Origin of the sequence: Halobacillus sp. Marseille-P3879 (assembly GCF_900240285.1) — a bacterium.
In the GTDB taxonomy this organism is placed as follows: Bacteria; Bacillota; Bacilli; order Bacillales; family Halobacillaceae; genus Halobacillus_A.
Genome location: NZ_OESS01000005.1, coordinates 31878 through 49690, shown reverse-complemented (window position 1 = coordinate 49690; position 17813 = coordinate 31878). Strand labels below are relative to the sequence as shown.

Sequence of the window (17813 nt, the reverse complement as noted above, 5' to 3'; positions counted from 1 at the left end):
AAGGATGACTTTCTCCAATGTAAAACAAATGAAGAGCCTTGCCCTCGCCTACATGGGTGACGGTGTATATGAATTATATGTCAGAAGACACTTATTAGAGCAAGGACAGACGAGGCCGGAACAGCTTCATAGGGCTGCCGTCCGGTTTGTCTCTGCTAAATCACAGGCTGAAGTGGTACGGGCCTGGCAGGAACAAGGGCTGCTTACAGAAGAAGAAGAAGGTGTGTTAAGAAGAGGACGAAATGCCAAGTCCGGCACTGTTCCAAAAAACACGGATGTTCAAACCTACCGTTACTCCACAGCGTTTGAAGCAGTTCTTGGTTTTCATTATTTATCAGGCAATGAAGAACGCTTGGAAGAATTGATTGGAAGTGCAATTGCTCTGGTAGAAGAGAGGAGAGAACAGAAATGAAGGAAGAATGGATTATTGGAAAAAACCCCGTTCTGGAAGCGATGAGATCGGGGCGGTCAATTAATAAAGTATTTATATCTGACCAGCTTCAACAGCAAGCCGTAAAAAAAATTGAGCAGACGGCTAAGGAAAATGGGGTTATCGTTCAGAAAGCACCTAAGAAAAAAATTGACCAGCTCGTGGAAGGCAACCATCAGGGAGTTGCAGCCGCAGTTGCGGCTTATGAATACAGTCAGCTGGACGATTTATTTTCCCGCGCAGAGGAAAAAGGGGAAGAGCCGTTTTTTATTATATTAGATGAAATTGAAGATCCGCATAACCTTGGTTCCATTCTTCGCACGGCAGATGCCAGCGGGGTGCACGGGGTTATTATTCCAAAAAGGCGTTCGGTCGGGCTGACGTCCACCGTGGCAAAAACCTCTACAGGGGCTATTGAACACATCCCTGTAGCAAGAGTAACTAACTTATCGAGAACGATCGATGAGTTAAAGGAAAAGTACGTATGGGTAATAGGTACAGATGCTGAAGGAACGGAAGATTATCGTCAGTTGGACGGGAAGATGCCTGTAGCCTTAGTAATTGGAAGTGAAGGCAAGGGGATGAGTCGGTTAACAAAGGATAAATGTGATTGGACCGTTAGTCTGCCAATGGCCGGGAAGGTGACTTCTTTGAATGCTTCTGTAGCTGCATCGCTGCTTATGTATGAAGTGTATCGAAAACGTCACCCTGTTGAGGGATAAGCTATGAATGTACTGATCGTAGACGGCTATAACATCATCGGAGCCTGGCCGGAGTTAAAAGTTCTAAGAGATCAAGATTTAGGAGAGGCGAGAGATTTACTGATCGAAATGATGGCAGAATACCAGTCGTATACAGGGGACCGGGTAATCATTGTTTTTGACGCTTATCATGTACGAGGCTTAGCTGCAAAACAAAAGAACTTCAAGGTGGAAACCATTTATACAAAAGAAAACGAAACTGCTGATGAGCGAATTGAGAAATTGTCCGGTCAGTTGAATGATGTACGCACGCAAGTATATGTAGCTACTTCAGATTATGCCGAGCAGCGGACGATCTTTGCTCAGGGTGCTTATCGCATGTCAGCGAGAGAATTGTACATCGAAGTAAAAAATATTGAACAGGAAATAAAAAAAGATTTAGAGCATCATAGAGAGGTCCAATATCAGTCAAAAATTCCGATAAATAAAGAGATAAGGGATATATTTGAGAAGTGGAGAAGAGGCGATAAATAGCAAAAGCCATATTGACGCTTTTGAAACGCTTACTGTATAATATTTCTATATTTAGGTACCACAGTCGGAGGGATCCTGAGTGAGCATCGGACAAATGAAGACAGGCATCGAGAAGTTGGATTTCAGTCAACTTGATGACGAAGAAATCATTGAGCGGATTAACCACGGGCAAGTCCAGGCTCTAGATTTTTTGATTGATAAGTACAAGAATTTCGTTCGTGCCAAAGCACGGACGTATTTCCTCATTGGTGCAGATCGGGAAGACATTGTACAAGAAGGAATGATTGGCCTTTACAAAGCAATTCGTGATTATCAAGGGGACAAGCTTTCTTCTTTCAAAGCCTTTGCCGAATTATGCGTCACTCGTCAAATTATTACCGCAATTAAAACCGCCACCCGCCAGAAACATATTCCACTTAACTCATACGTTTCTTTAGACAAGCCGATCTTCGATGAAGAAGCGGATCGGACTTTATTAGATGTGATTGCAGGATCAAAGGCTATTGATCCACAGGAACTGATGGTAAATAAAGAACGATTTGGAGACATCGAAGAGAAAATTTCCGAGCTGCTGAGTGAACTGGAGCAGCAAGTCCTCTCACTGTACTTAGACGGGAAAACTTATCAGGAAATCTCCGTAGAACTGAAGAGGCATGTTAAATCTATTGATAATGCGCTGCAGCGTGTCAAACGCAAGTTAGAGAGATATATAGAATTCTCAGAAACGACATAATGAACCCGCAATTGACACTATGTTGTAAGCGTGCTACATTAGTGAAAGTGAATAAACCTCCAGATGAGGTGACTGTCGTTGAGAAAAAAAGCTATATTAGCCTGTATACAATGCCATAGCCGCAATTACACTACAAATATAAATCGCTCCAATCAATCTGAACGTTTAGAAGTTCGCAAATTTTGCAAGACTTGTGGTGAACACACTCTTCATCGCGAAACAAAGTAGAGGATGAAGCCGGTTGGCGTAAGTTTGGGGGTAGTACGATCATGTTTAAATTCTTGAAAAATGTATCTCGTGAAATGCGTAAGGTTAGCTGGCCTAAAGGGCAGGAATTAACGAAGTATACCATTACCGTACTTTTTACCGTAGCTTTCGTATCTGTGTTTTTTGCAGTAGTTGACATGGGCATTACACAAATACTTGAACTTATTCCGAGCTAATAGTACAGTCAATTTTGTGATATACTAGTTAATAGTCTTGAACAAAAACCCGTCTAACGGGTTTTTTCATGTTGGAAATAATTTTAAAAATGAACGATAAGGGAGGGAAGGGCAAGCCACTTGTCCTGTATAAATGGAAAAAAGATGGTATGTGGTTCACACGTATTCAGGTTATGAAAACAAGGTGAAGACTAATTTAGAGAAGCGAGTCGAGTCGATGGGAATGGAAGATAAGATTTTCCGTGTCCTTGTTCCTGAAGATGAAGAAACGGAAATTAAGAATGGCAAGCGTAAAGTGAATAAGAAAAAAGTTTTCCCTGGGTATGTTATTGCCGAAATGGTCATGACAGATGATTCCTGGTATGTAGTGAGAAACACGCCTGGAGTAACTGGATTCGTTGGTTCAACAGGATCAGGTTCTAAGCCGATCCCTCTCTTACCTGAAGAAGCCGAGACCGTACTGAAACGTATGGGCATGACCGAGCCGACTAAAGCTGACGTTGATTTCGAAGTGAAGGAAAGTGTCAAAGTTACAGACGGACCTTTCGCGAACTTCACAGGTACGATTGAATATATTGATATCGACAAACAAAAGGTGAAGGTTCACGTAAACATGTTCGGACGGGAAACGCCGGTTGAACTTGATTTTTCACAAATTGAGAAATTATAATTTTCTCCCCCCCCTTGCATTATCATTAAATAAATGCTAGAATTCTTATGTTCTTTATGTGCCTCAGAAACGAGGCGTTAATGCATATTGCGTTGAGTGGGAGGGGAAAACCCTATTACCACATCACGGACTTTAAGGAGGTGTGTCTCGTGGCTAAAAAAGTTATTAAAGTTGTAAAGCTACAGATTCCAGCAGGTAAAGCAAACCCAGCTCCACCGGTAGGACCGGCACTAGGACAAGCGGGTATTAATATCATGGGCTTCTGTAAAGAATTTAACGCTAAAACACAAGATCAAGCAGGAATGATTATTCCAGTTGAGATCTCTGTTTTTGAAGATCGTTCTTTTACATTTGTTACAAAAACTCCACCAGCTGCTGTTCTACTTAAGAAAGCAGCGGGAATCGAATCAGGTTCAGGTGAGCCTAACCGTAACAAGGTAGCTTCTGTTAAACGCGATCAAGTAAAAGAAATCGCTGAAACAAAAATGCCTGACTTGAACGCTGCTGACGTTGAAGCTGCAATGCGTATGGTTGAAGGTACAGCGCGCAGCATGGGAATCACAGTTGAAGACTAATCCCACAGCGTCACTCTAATGGAGTTGAAGGTTGCGACACAGGAGTGATCCTCGTTCGCAACCTTTATTCGTGGGAGGTTAATCCGTTAAAACCACAATGAGGAGGAAATTAATAATGGCTAAGAAAAGCAAAAAGCAGCAAGAACTGCAAAAACTTGTTGATCGTACAAAAGCTTATGAAGTAAATGAAGCAATCAGCCTTGTGAAAGAAACATCTAAAGCTGGCTTTGATGAAACAGTTGAAGCGGCGTTCCGTCTTGGTGTAGACCCTAAGAAAGCGGATCAGCAAATCCGCGGCGCGATGGTTCTTCCGCATGGTACAGGTAAATCCCAGCGTGTGCTTGTTTTCGCTAAAGGTGATAAAGCGAAAGAAGCAGAAGCTGCAGGAGCAGATTACGTAGGAGAGCAGGACTTGATTAGCCAAATTAATCAAGGGTGGTTCGAATTCGACGTAGTTGTAGCAACGCCTGATATGATGGCTGAAGTTGGTAAGCTTGGTCGTGTACTTGGACCAAAAGGTCTTATGCCTAACCCTAAAACGGGCACAGTAACTTTTGAAGTTGAAAAAGCGGTGAATGAAATCAAAGCAGGTAAAGTAGAATACCGTGTTGATAAAGCTGCGAATATCCATGTGCCAATTGGAAAAGCTTCATTTGATCAGGAAAAGCTTAAAGAAAACTTCGAAGCAATTACTGATGCACTGGTTAAGGCTAAGCCTCAAGCTGCGAAAGGTACTTATATGCGTAACGCTGCAGTATCTTCCACAATGGGCCCTGGCATCAAGGTTGATGTTTCCAGCTACACTAAGTAATTAATAGTTGACTTTCCGTTTTTGATTAACTATAATTAGAAACGTTGTATAAATTAAATACGTTATACCGAAGACAGCAGGCGCGGACTGCCGCTTAATTTCCTGCCGAGGTGTGTGTGAATAAACATTGCAGCATAGTGCTGCTTTGGCATACGTACCTCCATGTCTTCATGGAGGTACTTTTATTTTATGTAAAACACGAGCTCCAATCGGTATGATGCTAAGTCAATAGGAGGTGGAATGATGAGCAACATTATTGAGCAAAAGCAGCAGGTTGTTACAGAAATCGCTGAGAAGCTTCGCAACAGTAAATCTGCTGTACTAGTAGACTACCGCGGTCTTGATGTTTCTGAAGTTACTGAGCTTCGTAGTCAACTGCGTGAAGCTGGTGTAGACTTCAAAGTGTACAAAAACACGATGACTCGCCGTGCTACTGCGGAAACTGAACTAACTGAGCTTGATGAAGTCCTGACTGGACCGACTGCTCTGGCAACTAGTGAGGATGACGCTGTATCTCCAGCTAAAATCTTGAACAACTTTGCGAAAGATCATAACAGCCTTGAACTTAAAGGCGGCGTGATCGAAGGAAAAGTTGCTACTCTTGAGCAAATCAAAGAGCTTGCTACTCTTCCAAACTACGAGGGACTTGTTTCTATGTTCCTAAGCGTGCTTCAAGCACCAGTACGAAACTTCGCATATGCGACAAAAGCAATTGCGGACCAAAAAGAAGAAGAAAGTGCATAAGCTTGCACTCGTTTACGGCTAATAAAAATATTTTAAAATCTAAGGAGGAAATTTCTCATGTCTAACGAACAAATTATCGAAGCGATTAAAGAAATGTCTGTTCTTGAGCTTAACGATCTAGTTAAAGCAATTGAAGAAGAATTTGGTGTGTCTGCTGCAGCTCCAGTTGCGGTTGGCGGCGCTGCTGCAGGTGGCGAAGTTGAAGAAGAGAAAACTGATTTTGATGTAGTACTAGAATCTGCTGGAAGCTCTAAGATTAAAGTAGTTAAAGCAGTTCGCGAAATCACTGGTCTTGGTCTTAAAGACGCTAAAGAGCTAGTTGATAACGCTCCTAAGCCAGTTAAAGAAGGCGCTTCTAAAGAAGAAGCTGAAGAAATCAAGTCTAAGCTTGAAGAGGCTGGCGCTTCTGTAGAACTTAAGTAATTGATAGATTGAAGTAAAGCTCGCTGATTATCGGCGGGCTTTCTTTTTCCTTATCCTCCTTATAAGAAGGTGTATAGAATGTCGGAACATTACTATTCTAAATCAACGAGTACTAAGAGCGAGGAAAGGTCATGGACGTTCAGGCTGAGAGAAGAAACCTTCACTTTTACAACGGACCATGCAGTATTTTCTAAATCTGAGGTTGATTTTGGCTCAAGGGTCCTTCTTGATGCTTATACATCTCCTGATATCGATGGGGACATTTTAGATCTGGGCTGTGGTTATGGACCGATTGGTCTGGCAATTGCTAAAGGTGCTCCAGATCGAAGAGTATATATGGTGGATGTGAATGAGCGGGCATTAGAGCTGGCACGCAAGAACGCCGAACAGAATGAAGTGGAGAACGTAACGATTAAGGAAAGTGATCGATTCTCTAATTTAGAGAATCATTCCTTTGCAGCAATCGTAACCAATCCTCCCATCCGTGCTGGCAAACAAGTGGTACACGCTATGTTTACAGAATCGTTTGCTTCTTTAAAGCCGCAGGGTGAATTGTGGGTTGTCATTCAGAAAAAACAAGGAGCCCCATCTGCAAAAGAGAAATTGGAAGAGATGTTTGGAAGCGTGGAATTAGTAGTGAAGAAAAAAGGTTACTATATTCTCAAAGCTAAAAAGGTTTGACTCGGTTTTTTGTATATGGTATTATTGAAAAATGCCAATATGACCTTTTTGTTGTCAAGTCTTTTTTTCATCCCGTGTATAAAAGGGTGAAAACTGGATAGAATGGTAAATCATACCTATAAAGTGAAATGAGGTTTTTACTTGAAAACCCTTTTTCTTTTTTGTCTAACGTTAGAGAGAAATGAAGAAACACCATTCGCCGAATTGCGAATGTTTAAATAGTGCTTGTGGCAAGATCAACCGCAAGCCTGTTCGGCATGTCTTTGCCGAACCCTTTTTTCGTTTTAAAAATGCTTGATTGAAGGGGTGAATCAGTTGACAGGTCAACTAGTTCAATATGGACGACACCGCCAACGCAGAAGTTACGCACGTATCAGTGAGGTATTAGACTTACCGAACCTCATTGAAATTCAAACTGCTTCTTATGAATGGTTCTTAGAAGAAGGTTTGAAAGAGATGTTTAAAGACATCTCGCCAATCGAAGATTTCACTGGCAATCTGTCACTTGAATTCGTAGATTACAGCTTAGGGGAGCCCAAATATCCGGTCGATGAATCGAAAGACCGTGACGTTACGTACAATGCTCCGCTCCGCGTGAAAGTACGTCTTCTTAATAATGAAACAGGTGAAGTGAAAGAACAAGAAGTATTTATGGGGGATTTCCCATTAATGACCGATACCGGTACATTTATTATTAATGGTGCTGAGCGAGTCATTGTATCTCAACTTGTTCGCTCTCCTAGTGTCTATTTTAATGACAAAATAGATAAGAATGGAAAGCGTGGATATACAGCTACGGTTATTCCGAACCGTGGAGCTTGGTTAGAATTTGAAACGGATGCTAAAGATGTAGTTCATGTTCGAATTGATCGTACACGTAAGCTTCCGATTACTGTATTACTTCGAGCGTTAGGATTTGGAACGGATCAAGAAATTATTGATTTGATCGGTGACAATGAATATTTGAAGAATACGTTAGAGAAAGACAACACTGAAACTAGTGAGAAAGCATTACTAGAAATTTATGAACGCCTCCGCCCTGGTGAGCCGCCGACGGTAGAAAATGCGAAAAGCCTGCTGGTTTCCCGCTTCTTCGATCCAAAGCGTTATGACCTGGCCCGCGTAGGACGTTATAAGATGAATAAAAAGCTTCACATTAAAGAACGCCTCTTCAATCAAACACTGGCAGAAACACTAGTGGATGAAGAAACAGGTGAAGTTTTAGCAGAAAAAGGGTCTAAAATTGACCGCCGCTTGCTGGACCGTTTAATTCCGCACTTTAACAATCAGGAAGAAACGATGGGCGAGCAGACGCTTGAGCCTGTTGACGGAGTTCTGGAAGACCCAATTCGCGTTCAATCTGTGAAAATAGTAGACCCGACTGATCCTGAAGGGGAACGTTCGATCAACGTTATCGGCAATGCCAATATTGATCGTGACGTAAAACACATTACGCCTGCAGACATTCTTTCTTCGATCAGTTATTTCTTCAACCTGCTTCACACAGTTGGAGGAACAGATGACATTGACCACTTAGGAAACCGTCGTCTTCGTTCAGTGGGTGAATTGCTGCAGAACCAGTTCCGTATTGGGCTTTCCCGTATGGAGCGTGTTGTTCGGGAGCGCATGTCTATTCAAGATACGTCATCCATCACACCACAGCAGCTGATTAACATTCGTCCTGTGATCGCGTCGATTAAAGAATTCTTCGGAAGCTCTCAGCTTTCACAGTTTATGGATCAGACAAACCCGCTTGCAGAGTTAACGCATAAGCGTCGTCTTTCAGCGCTTGGACCGGGTGGTTTGACGCGTGAGCGTGCAGGGTTTGAAGTTCGTGACGTACACTATTCCCACTATGGGCGTATGTGTCCGATCGAAACACCGGAAGGGCCAAACATTGGTTTGATTAACTCCTTATCTTCTTATGCGAAGGTAAACGAGTTCGGATTTATTGAAACGCCTTACCGCCGTGTAGACCCTGAGACAAACCAGGTTACTTCTCATTTTGATTATTTAACAGCTGATGAAGAAGACCACTATGTTGTCGCACAGGCCAACGCTAAGTTAAACGAAGACGGTTCCTTTACAGATGAAGAAGTTATTGCTCGTTTCCGTGGGGAAAACACAGTAGTAAGCCGTGAACGTCTCGATTACATGGACGTCTCACCTAAGCAGGTTGTATCTGCGGCAACTGCGTGTATTCCTTTCCTTGAGAATGATGACTCCAACCGTTCCTTGATGGGTGCGAACATGCAGCGTCAAGCAGTGCCTCTTTTAAAACCAGATGCGCCGCTTGTAGGAACAGGTATGGAATATGTCTCAGGTAAAGACTCCGGAGCTGCGGTAATCTGCCGTCATGAAGGTGTCGTAGAAAGAGTAGAAGCAAAAGAAGTTCTTGTCCGCCGTATTTCTGAAGTAGATGGAAAAGAAGTAGAAGGTGACTTAGATCGTTACCGTCTACAGAAATTCATCCGCTCTAACCAGGGAAGCTGCTATAATCAGCGCCCAATTGTTTCTAAAGGAGACCGGGTTGTAAAAGGTGAAATCCTTGCAGATGGACCTTCGATGGACATGGGTGAGCTGGCGCTTGGTCAGAACCCGCTTGTCGCATTCATGACCTGGGATGGTTATAACTACGAGGATGCTGTCATTATGAGTGAACGCCTGGTGAAAGATGACGTATACACCTCTATTCATATCGAAGAGTATGAATCAGAAGCGCGTGATACGAAGCTCGGGCCAGAAGAAATCACACGTGACATTCCTAACGTAGGGGAAGATGCCTTACGAGACTTAGACGAACGCGGGATTATCCGTATCGGTGCTGAAGTAAGTGATGGCGACCTGCTGGTAGGTAAGGTGACACCTAAAGGGGTTACAGAATTATCAGCAGAAGAGCGGCTGCTTCATGCTATCTTCGGTGAAAAAGCACGTGAAGTCCGTGATACTTCTCTTCGTGTACCTCACGGAGCGGGAGGAATTGTTCTCGATGTGAAAATCTTTAACCGTGAAGACGGTGATGAGCTTCCTCCGGGTGTAAACCAGTTGATCCGTGTTTATATTGTCCAGAAACGTAAAATCTCTGAAGGGGATAAAATGGCTGGACGTCACGGAAACAAAGGTGTTATCTCGAAAATCCTTCCAGAAGAGGACATGCCGTTCTTACCAGATGGAACTCCTGTGGATGTCATGTTGAACCCGCTTGGTGTACCATCCCGTATGAACATCGGGCAGGTACTTGAACTTCACCTCGGTATGGCTGCTCGTCAGCTGGGTATCCGCGTTGCGACCCCAGTATTTGATGGAGCACGTGAGGAGGATGTTTGGGAAACTCTTGATGAGGCCGGTATGGCTCGGGACGCGAAAACAATTCTTTACGATGGAAGAACCGGTGAGCCGTTTGATAACCGCATTTCAGTCGGAGTCATGTATATGATTAAGCTGTCTCACATGGTTGATGACAAACTGCACGCACGTTCCACAGGACCTTATTCTCTGGTTACACAGCAGCCTCTTGGAGGTAAAGCACAGTTTGGTGGTCAGCGTTTCGGTGAGATGGAAGTATGGGCTCTCGAAGCTTATGGAGCCGCTTATACTCTCCAGGAGATCTTAACGGTTAAATCTGATGACGTAGTAGGTCGTGTAAAAACTTATGAAGCTATTGTCAAAGGAGATAACGTACCAGAACCTGGAGTGCCTGAATCCTTTAAAGTTCTTATTAAAGAGCTTCAAAGTTTAGGCATGGACGTTAAGATCTTAAACGGTGAAGACGAAGAAATTGAAATGCGCGATATCGAGGAAGACCAAACACAAGAATCTGAAAATATTAATCTTGAGGAACATTAAGACTAGTTGATAAAGCTTAGGGTAGAACCTGGATACTAAAAGGGAGGTAGGCCCCTTGCTAGATGTAAATAAATTTGAGTATATGAAAATTGGTCTGGCTTCACCTGACAAAATCCGCTCCTGGTCTTACGGAGAGGTGAAGAAGCCGGAAACGATTAATTACCGCACGTTAAAGCCAGAAAAAGACGGCCTGTTCTGTGAACGTATTTTTGGTCCGCAGAAAGATTGGGAATGTCATTGTGGTAAATATAAGCGTGTACGTTACAAAGGGGTCGTTTGTGACCGTTGTGGCGTAGAAGTGACCAAAGCTAAGGTTCGACGTGAGCGCATGGGGCATTTAGAATTAGCTGCCCCTGTCTCTCATATTTGGTACTTCAAAGGAATTCCGAGCCGTATGGGTCTTGTCCTTGATATGTCACCTCGTGCTTTAGAAGAAGTTATATACTTCGCCGCATACATCGTGACTGAACCTGGAGAAACAGCTCTAGATAAGAAGCAGCTTTTATCTGAAAAAGAATACCGCTCTTATCGTGAGAAGTTCGGTAAAGGGTTCCAGGCAGCTATGGGAGCAGAAGCGATTCGCAAGCTTCTTTCCGATATCGACTTGGATGCAGAAGTAGACACGCTTAAAGAAGAATTGAAATCTGCACAGGGACAACGTCGTACTCGTGCAATCAAACGTCTAGAGGTGCTGGAATCGTTCCGTAATTCAGGTAACGATCCATCATGGATGATCCTGGATGTTCTTCCGGTTATTCCGCCGGAACTGCGTCCAATGGTACAGCTGGACGGCGGACGATTTGCTACCTCAGATTTAAACGATCTCTATCGACGGGTAATCAACCGTAACAATCGTTTGAAGCGCCTTCTAGATCTTGGCGCGCCAACGATTATTGTGCAAAACGAAAAACGAATGCTTCAAGAAGCAGTCGATGCTTTGATTGATAATGGACGCCGCGGACGTCCCGTAACCGGTCCAGGAAACCGCCCGCTCAAGTCTCTTTCTCATATGTTAAAAGGGAAGCAGGGTCGTTTCCGTCAAAACTTACTTGGTAAGCGTGTTGACTACTCAGGCCGTTCCGTTATCGTTGTTGGACCGAACCTGAAAATGTATCAGTGCGGCCTGCCAAAAGAGATGGCTCTTGAATTGTTCAAACCGTTTGTAATGAAAGAGCTCGTTTCCCGTGGATTGGCACACAACATTAAATCAGCTAAGCGTAAGATCGAACGAGTGCACCCGGAAGTATGGGATGTACTTGAAGATGTAATTAAGGAGCACCCGGTATTGTTAAACCGTGCCCCGACGCTGCACCGCCTTGGAATTCAGGCATTTGAACCAACATTGGTAGAAGGGCGCGCTATTCGTCTTCACCCGCTCGTTTGTACGGCTTATAACGCTGACTTTGATGGGGACCAAATGGCTGTACACGTACCGCTATCCTCAGAAGCACAGGCAGAAGCGCGCATCCTTATGCTTGCTGCGCAAAACATCCTGAATCCTAAGGATGGAAAACCTGTTGTTACTCCATCTCAGGATATGGTACTCGGTAACTATTATCTTACTCTAGAGCGTGAGAACGCTGTTGGAGAAGGTATGGTCGTCAAAGATCTAAATGAAGCTCTAATGGCTTATCAAAACGGCTATGTCCATCTTCATACACGTGTTGCTGTTCAAGCTAATTCTTTAAATAATGAAACATTTACGGAAGCTCAGAACAACCAACTGTTAGTTACAACTATTGGTAAACTGATCTTTAACGAAATGCTTCCTAACTCGTTCCCTTATATGAACGAACCAACGCAACAGAACCTTGAAATTAAAACTCCTGAACATTACTTTGTTGAAAAAGGAACGAATATCAAGGAAGATATCGCAAACCGTGAACTCGTTCTTCCATTCAAGAAGGGTATTTTAGGAGACATCATTGCCGAAGTATTTAAGCGTTTCTCAATCAGTGAAACATCCAAAATGCTGGACCGAATGAAGGATCTAGGTTTTGCATACTCGACTAAAGCTGGTATTACAGTCGGTGTATCCGATGTTGTAGTATTACCGGAGAAACAAGAAATTCTCGAAGAAGCTCAAGGTAAAGTAGATAAGGTGCTAAAACAGTTCCGTCGTGGTTTAATCACAGAAGAAGAGCGTTATGACCGGGTTATCGAAATTTGGTCAGCTTGTAAAGATGACATTCAGGACCGTCTGATGAATACGCTGAACCCTAGAAACCCAATCTTTATGATGAGTGATTCAGGAGCTCGTGGTAACGCATCTAACTTCACCCAGCTTGCAGGTATGCGTGGTCTTATGGCCAACCCGGCTGGACGGATCATTGAATTGCCGATTAAATCAAGCTTCCGTGAAGGCCTGACAGTACTTGAATACTTCATCTCTACTCACGGTGCACGTAAAGGACTTGCCGATACAGCACTGAAGACGGCTGACTCTGGTTACTTGACTCGTCGTCTTGTAGATGTGGCACAGGATGTTATTGTACGGGAAGAAGATTGTGGAACTGACCGCGGTCTTCCGGTTAGTGCCATTAAAGAAGGCACAGAGACTATCGAACCGCTTGTTGACAGACTTGTGGGACGTACTGCATTCCAGACTGTTACAGATCCTGAGTCTGGCCAAGTTCTTGCTACACGTAATGAAGTGATTTTTGAAGATGCTGCTAAGCAGATTGTTGATGCAGGCATCGAGGAGATCACAATACGTTCTGCGTTTACTTGTAACACCAAGCATGGAGTATGTAAGAAGTGTTACGGACGTAACCTTGCTACTGGCGATGAAGTTGAAGTAGGTGAAGCAGTAGGTATCATTGCTGCCCAGTCTATCGGTGAACCTGGTACACAGCTTACAATGCGTACTTTCCACACAGGCGGGGTTGCAGGAGATGACATCACACAAGGTCTTCCTCGTATTCAGGAAATTGTTGAAGCTAGAAATCCTAAAGGGCAAGCGGTTATCACTGAGATCAAAGGTACGGTCCATGAGATTAACGAAGTGAAAGAGAAACAAGAAATCGTTGTCCAGGGCGCAGTAGAATCTCGTTCTTACACCGCCCCATATGGTTCTAGACTTAAAGTTTCCGTGGGTGATCAAGTAGGAGCAGGCGATGCACTTACTGAAGGTTCTATTGACCCTAAAGAACTCTTAACCGTTCAAGGTCTTGATGGAGTCCAGGAGTATCTATTAAAAGAAGTTCAAAAAGTATATCGTATGCAGGGTGTTGAGATTTCTGATAAGCACGTAGAAGTAATGGTTCGCCAAATGCTTCGTAAGATACGTGTTCTTGATTCCGGAGATACAGATGTACTGCCTGGTTCATTACTTGAAATCCACCAGTTTAAAGAAGCGAACCAACGAGTTCTTATGGAAGGCGGTCAGCCGGCAGTCGGCCGACCAGTTATTCTCGGTATTACCAAAGCGTCCCTAGAAACAGACAGCTTCCTATCTGCCGCATCCTTCCAGGAAACGACTCGTGTCCTGACAGATGCAGCAATTAAAGGTAAACGTGATGAATTGCTAGGCCTTAAAGAGAACGTGATTATCGGTAAACTCGTACCAGCCGGAACAGGCATGACGAAATACCGTAAGATCAAAGCCGAGTCCGAACAGCAGGAAGAGCAAAGCGAACCTGTTGAAGAGGTTACTCAATTCTAAAAAACTTAAGTGAAGTTTAACAGGGGATAAAAATGAGGAAGCATCTTGTTATACTATTTTTAAAATCCAGTTGACAATGGGTTTGAGCTAGTGATAATATAATCAAGGTGCTTCCGTTTATCCATGTTACTTTGGAGGATATGCTGATGTCTTATGAAAAAGTAGCACAGGCTAAATCAGATATAGTCATTGGAACCAAACAAACACTTAAAGCTATGAAAAATGGCGAAGTGATTGAAGTCATTACGGCTGACGATGCTGAACAGTCAATGACATTTAAAGTGGCAAAACTAGCTGCACAATTAAACATTCCTCATACAAAGGTAGAGTCAATGAGAGAGTTAGGTAATGCGTGCGGCATTGATGTTGGAGCTGCGACAGTGGCGATAAAGCAATAAAGTTTTGGCGGTGAATCGCGAAAGCTTTGTTTTTTGCCTTTTTATGAACCACCTGGATGTGTGGTATTAAAAACCGAAGGGAGGATAACAAAATGCCAACAATTAACCAACTAGTTCGTAAAGGACGCGTAAGCAAAAGTAAAAAGTCTGACTCCCCAGCGTTGAACAAAGGCTACAACAGCTATAAGAAACGCATGACAGATCAGTCTTCTCCTCAAAAACGTGGAGTTTGCACACGTGTAGGTACGATGACTCCAAAGAAACCGAACTCTGCACTGCGTAAGTATGCACGTGTTCGTCTAACTAACCAGATTGAAGTTAACGCCTACATTCCTGGAATCGGCCACAACCTTCAAGAACACAGCGTTGTTCTTATCCGTGGCGGACGTGTTAAGGACTTACCTGGTGTCCGCTATCACATCGTTCGCGGTGCATTAGATACTGCAAGCGTAGATGGCCGTATGCAAGGTCGTTCTAAATACGGTACGAAAAAACCTAAGAAATAAAACAATGCTTTTAGCATAATAAATAAATTTCAGGAAAGGAGGGGAACATATGCCACGTAAAGGACCAGTAGCTAAACGTGATGTGTTACCAGATCCAATGTATAACTCTAAGCTTGTTACTCGCCTGATTAACCAGATCATGGTTAACGGACAGCGAGGTAAAGCTCAGAAGATTCTTTATAAATCATTTGAACTTGTACAAGAGCGTAGCGGAAATGACGCTATGGAAACTTTTGATCAAGCAATGAAAAATGTAATGCCAGTACTAGAGGTACGCGCTCGTCGTGTAGGTGGATCCAACTACCAAGTACCAGTGGAGGTTCGCCCTGAGCGCCGCCAGGCACTAGGCCTTCGTTTCATTGTTAACTATGCGCGTCTTCGCGGAGAAAAAACAATGGAAGAGCGTCTTGCTAATGAAATTTTAGATGCTGCAAACAACACGGGTGCTTCAGTTAAGCGCCGTGAAGACATGCATAAAATGGCGGAAGCAAACAAAGCATTCGCTCACTATCGTTGGTAATCATCAACGAATAACACTTTCAATCAGGAAGGAGAAAAAATCATGGCTAGAGAGTTCTCCTTGGAAAAGACTCGTAATATCGGCATCATGGCTCACATCGATGCTGGTAAAACGACAGCTACCGAGCGTATTCTTTTCTACACAGGACGTATCCACAAAATTGGTGAAACTCACGAAGGGGCTTCCCAAATGGACTGGATGGAGCAGGAACAGGAGCGCGGAATTACAATTACTTCCGCTGCGACAACTGCTCAGTGGAAAGACCACCGTATTAACATCATCGATACTCCGGGACACGTAGACTTCACAGTAGAAGTAGAGCGTTCCCTTCGTGTACTTGATGGATCTGTGGCTGTACTTGATGCTCAGTCTGGTGTTGAACCACAAACTGAAACAGTATGGCGTCAGGCTACAACGTACGGTGTTCCACGTATTGTATTCATTAACAAAATGGATAAAGTAGGAGCAGATTTCATCTACTCCTTAGGTACACTGAAAGATCGTCTGGGAGCTAACGCTGCTGCAGTCCAGCTTCCAATTGGTGCAGAGGATGACTTCGAAGGAATCATTGACCTTGTAACAATGGAAGCTTACTACTATATGGATGATCTTGGCACACGTGCTGAGGCTCGTGAGATCCCGGATGAGTACAAAGAGCAGGCGGAAGAGTACCGCGGCATTCTTGTAGAAGCTGTTGCGGAACTTGATGAAGACCTTATGATGAAATATCTTGAAGGGGAAGAAATTTCTAACGAAGAGTTAAAAACGGCTATCCGTACAGCTACTCTAAGTGTTGATTTCTACCCGGTATTCTGTGGTTCTGCATTCAAAAACAAAGGGGTTCAGCTTCTAATTGATGGAGTAATTGATTACCTTCCATCTCCATTAGATGTACCTCCTATTGAAGGTCATATTCCACAAACAGAAGAAGAAGTTGTGCGTAAAGCAGACGACAAAGAGCCTTTCTCTGCATTGGCATTTAAAGTTGCAACTGACCCTTATGTTGGTAAACTTACATTCTTCCGTGTTTATTCCGGTACACTATCATCTGGTTCTTACGTGAAGAACTCTACGAAAGATAAGCGTGAGCGAGTAGGACGTATCCTGCAAATGCATGCCAACTCTCGTGAAGAGATCTCCACTGTATATGCTGGTGATATTGCTGGTGCTGTAGGTCTTAAAGACACGGGTACAGGCGATACTCTATGTGATGAAAAGAGTCTTGTTATTCTTGAATCTATGGAATTCCCTGAACCGGTTATCTCTGTTGCGATCGAGCCTAAATCCAAGGCTGACCAGGACAAAATGGCTGTGGCCCTTGGAAAGTTAGCTGAAGAGGATCCAACCTTCCAGACTGAAACTAACGTCGAAACAGGTCAAACAATCATCGCTGGTATGGGTGAACTTCACCTTGACATCATTGTTGACCGTCTGAAGCGTGAGTTTAAAGTCGAAGCAAACATCGGTGCTCCACAGGTTGCTTACCGTGAAACTTTCCGTGGAAGTGCACAGGTTGAAGGTAAGTTCGTACGTCAATCCGGTGGTCGTGGACAATTTGGTCACGTATGGGTTGAGTTCGAACCTAACGAAGAAGGCGCTGGCTTCGAATTCGTAAACAAAATCGTTGGTGGTGTAGTACCGCGTGAATACATCCCTTCAGTTGAACAAGGAATTAAACAATCGATGGAGAATGGTGTACTTGCCGGATACCCAATGGTTGACATCAAAGCCACTCTTTATGATGGTTCTTACCACGATGTTGACTCTAACGAAATGGCCTTTAAAGTAGCCGCGTCAATGGCACTTAAAGAAGCTAAGAACAAATGTAAACCAGTTCTTCTGGAACCAATGATGAAAGTTGAAGTTGTAATTCCTGAAGAATATATGGGAGATATCATGGGTGACGTTACTTCACGTCGCGGACGTGTTGAAGGTATGGAAACTCGTGGTTCTGCACAAGTGGTTAAAGCCTTTGTTCCACTTTCAGAAATGTTCGGTTATGCAACGTCCCTTCGTTCCAACACTCAAGGTCGCGGAACGTACACTATGCACTTCGACCACTACGAAGAAGTACCGAAGAGCATCTCTGAAGAAATCATCAAGAAAAATGCTGGTGAATAATTGATTTTTTTGC

Annotated in this window: 18 protein-coding genes and 1 other annotated feature; all 18 genes read left to right on the top strand. The window is 43.6% G+C overall.

Translation table 11 applies throughout. The features are described from left to right. Positions 1-4: 4 nt before the first annotated feature. Positions 5-412, top strand: coding sequence for a Mini-ribonuclease 3 (locus tag C1A12_RS20440; RefSeq protein WP_101847071.1), 408 nt, complete (start codon positions 5-7; stop codon positions 410-412). Continuing rightward, positions 409-1152 carry a 23S rRNA (guanosine(2251)-2'-O)-methyltransferase RlmB gene (gene rlmB, locus C1A12_RS20435; RefSeq protein WP_101847069.1) on the top strand — a complete coding sequence of 248 codons (744 nt, stop codon included), beginning with the start codon at positions 409-411 and terminating at the stop codon, positions 1150-1152. Before C1A12_RS20440 ends, rlmB begins: the two co-directional genes overlap by 4 nt. Before the next feature lie 3 nt (positions 1153-1155). Further along, entirely contained in the window at positions 1156-1665 is a 510-nt protein-coding gene (locus tag C1A12_RS20430) for an NYN domain-containing protein (RefSeq protein WP_101847068.1), read from the top strand. Positions 1666-1759: 94 nt separating this feature from the next. After that, positions 1760-2398 (top strand): RNA polymerase sporulation sigma factor SigH, encoded by a 639-nt coding sequence (sigH, locus tag C1A12_RS20425; protein WP_101847095.1) that lies wholly within the window; start codon positions 1760-1762, stop codon positions 2396-2398. A 78-nt stretch (positions 2399-2476) separates the two neighbouring features. Then, positions 2477-2626: a 50S ribosomal protein L33 gene (rpmG, locus tag C1A12_RS20420; protein ID WP_101847066.1), complete on the top strand. Its 150-nt coding sequence runs from the start codon at positions 2477-2479 to the stop codon at positions 2624-2626. 41 nt (positions 2627-2667) lie between these two features. Beyond that, positions 2668-2841 carry a preprotein translocase subunit SecE gene (gene secE, locus C1A12_RS20415; protein WP_101847064.1) on the top strand — a complete coding sequence of 58 codons (174 nt, stop codon included), beginning with the start codon at positions 2668-2670 and terminating at the stop codon, positions 2839-2841. Between the two features lie 133 nt (positions 2842-2974). Beyond that, positions 2975-3511 carry a transcription termination/antitermination protein NusG gene (gene nusG / locus C1A12_RS20410; protein WP_101847062.1) on the top strand — a complete coding sequence of 179 codons (537 nt, stop codon included), beginning with the start codon at positions 2975-2977 and terminating at the stop codon, positions 3509-3511. A 149-nt stretch (positions 3512-3660) separates the two neighbouring features. Next, positions 3661-4086: a 50S ribosomal protein L11 gene (rplK, locus tag C1A12_RS20405; RefSeq protein ID WP_101847060.1), complete on the top strand. Its 426-nt coding sequence runs from the start codon at positions 3661-3663 to the stop codon at positions 4084-4086. 115 nt (positions 4087-4201) lie between these two features. Then, complete coding sequence (gene rplA / locus C1A12_RS20400; RefSeq protein ID WP_101847059.1) at positions 4202-4897, top strand: 50S ribosomal protein L1; 696 nt, start codon at positions 4202-4204, stop codon at positions 4895-4897. Between the two features lie 49 nt (positions 4898-4946). After that, positions 4947-5092: a sequence feature (ribosomal protein L10 leader region), on the top strand. 48 nt (positions 5093-5140) lie between these two features. Next, positions 5141-5641, top strand: a complete 501-nt coding sequence (rplJ, locus tag C1A12_RS20395; protein WP_101847057.1) for a 50S ribosomal protein L10 — start codon at positions 5141-5143, stop codon at positions 5639-5641. A gap of 57 nt (positions 5642-5698) precedes the next feature. Next, positions 5699-6064 carry a 50S ribosomal protein L7/L12 gene (rplL, locus tag C1A12_RS20390; protein ID WP_101847055.1) on the top strand — a complete coding sequence of 122 codons (366 nt, stop codon included), beginning with the start codon at positions 5699-5701 and terminating at the stop codon, positions 6062-6064. Positions 6065-6142: 78 nt separating this feature from the next. Further along, positions 6143-6745, top strand: coding sequence for a class I SAM-dependent methyltransferase (locus C1A12_RS20385; protein ID WP_101847053.1), 603 nt, complete (start codon positions 6143-6145; stop codon positions 6743-6745). A 315-nt stretch (positions 6746-7060) separates the two neighbouring features. Beyond that, positions 7061-10591 (top strand): DNA-directed RNA polymerase subunit beta, encoded by a 3531-nt coding sequence (rpoB, locus tag C1A12_RS20380; RefSeq protein ID WP_101847051.1) that lies wholly within the window; start codon positions 7061-7063, stop codon positions 10589-10591. A gap of 55 nt (positions 10592-10646) precedes the next feature. Continuing rightward, a complete protein-coding gene (gene rpoC / locus C1A12_RS20375) occupies positions 10647-14255 on the top strand; it encodes a DNA-directed RNA polymerase subunit beta' (RefSeq protein ID WP_101847050.1) in 3609 nt (1202 codons plus the stop codon). 146 nt (positions 14256-14401) lie between these two features. Beyond that, on the top strand, positions 14402-14653 hold the full coding sequence (locus tag C1A12_RS20370; protein WP_101847048.1) for a 50S ribosomal protein L7ae-like protein: 252 nt from the start codon (positions 14402-14404) through the stop codon (positions 14651-14653). Positions 14654-14745: 92 nt separating this feature from the next. Further along, positions 14746-15159 carry a 30S ribosomal protein S12 gene (gene rpsL, locus C1A12_RS20365; RefSeq protein ID WP_101847046.1) on the top strand — a complete coding sequence of 138 codons (414 nt, stop codon included), beginning with the start codon at positions 14746-14748 and terminating at the stop codon, positions 15157-15159. A 49-nt stretch (positions 15160-15208) separates the two neighbouring features. Further along, a complete protein-coding gene (gene rpsG, locus C1A12_RS20360; RefSeq protein ID WP_101847044.1) occupies positions 15209-15679 on the top strand; it encodes a 30S ribosomal protein S7 in 471 nt (156 codons plus the stop codon). 42 nt (positions 15680-15721) lie between these two features. Then, positions 15722-17800, top strand: a complete 2079-nt coding sequence (gene fusA, locus C1A12_RS20355) for an elongation factor G (RefSeq protein ID WP_101847042.1) — start codon at positions 15722-15724, stop codon at positions 17798-17800. Positions 17801-17813 lie beyond the last annotated feature (13 nt).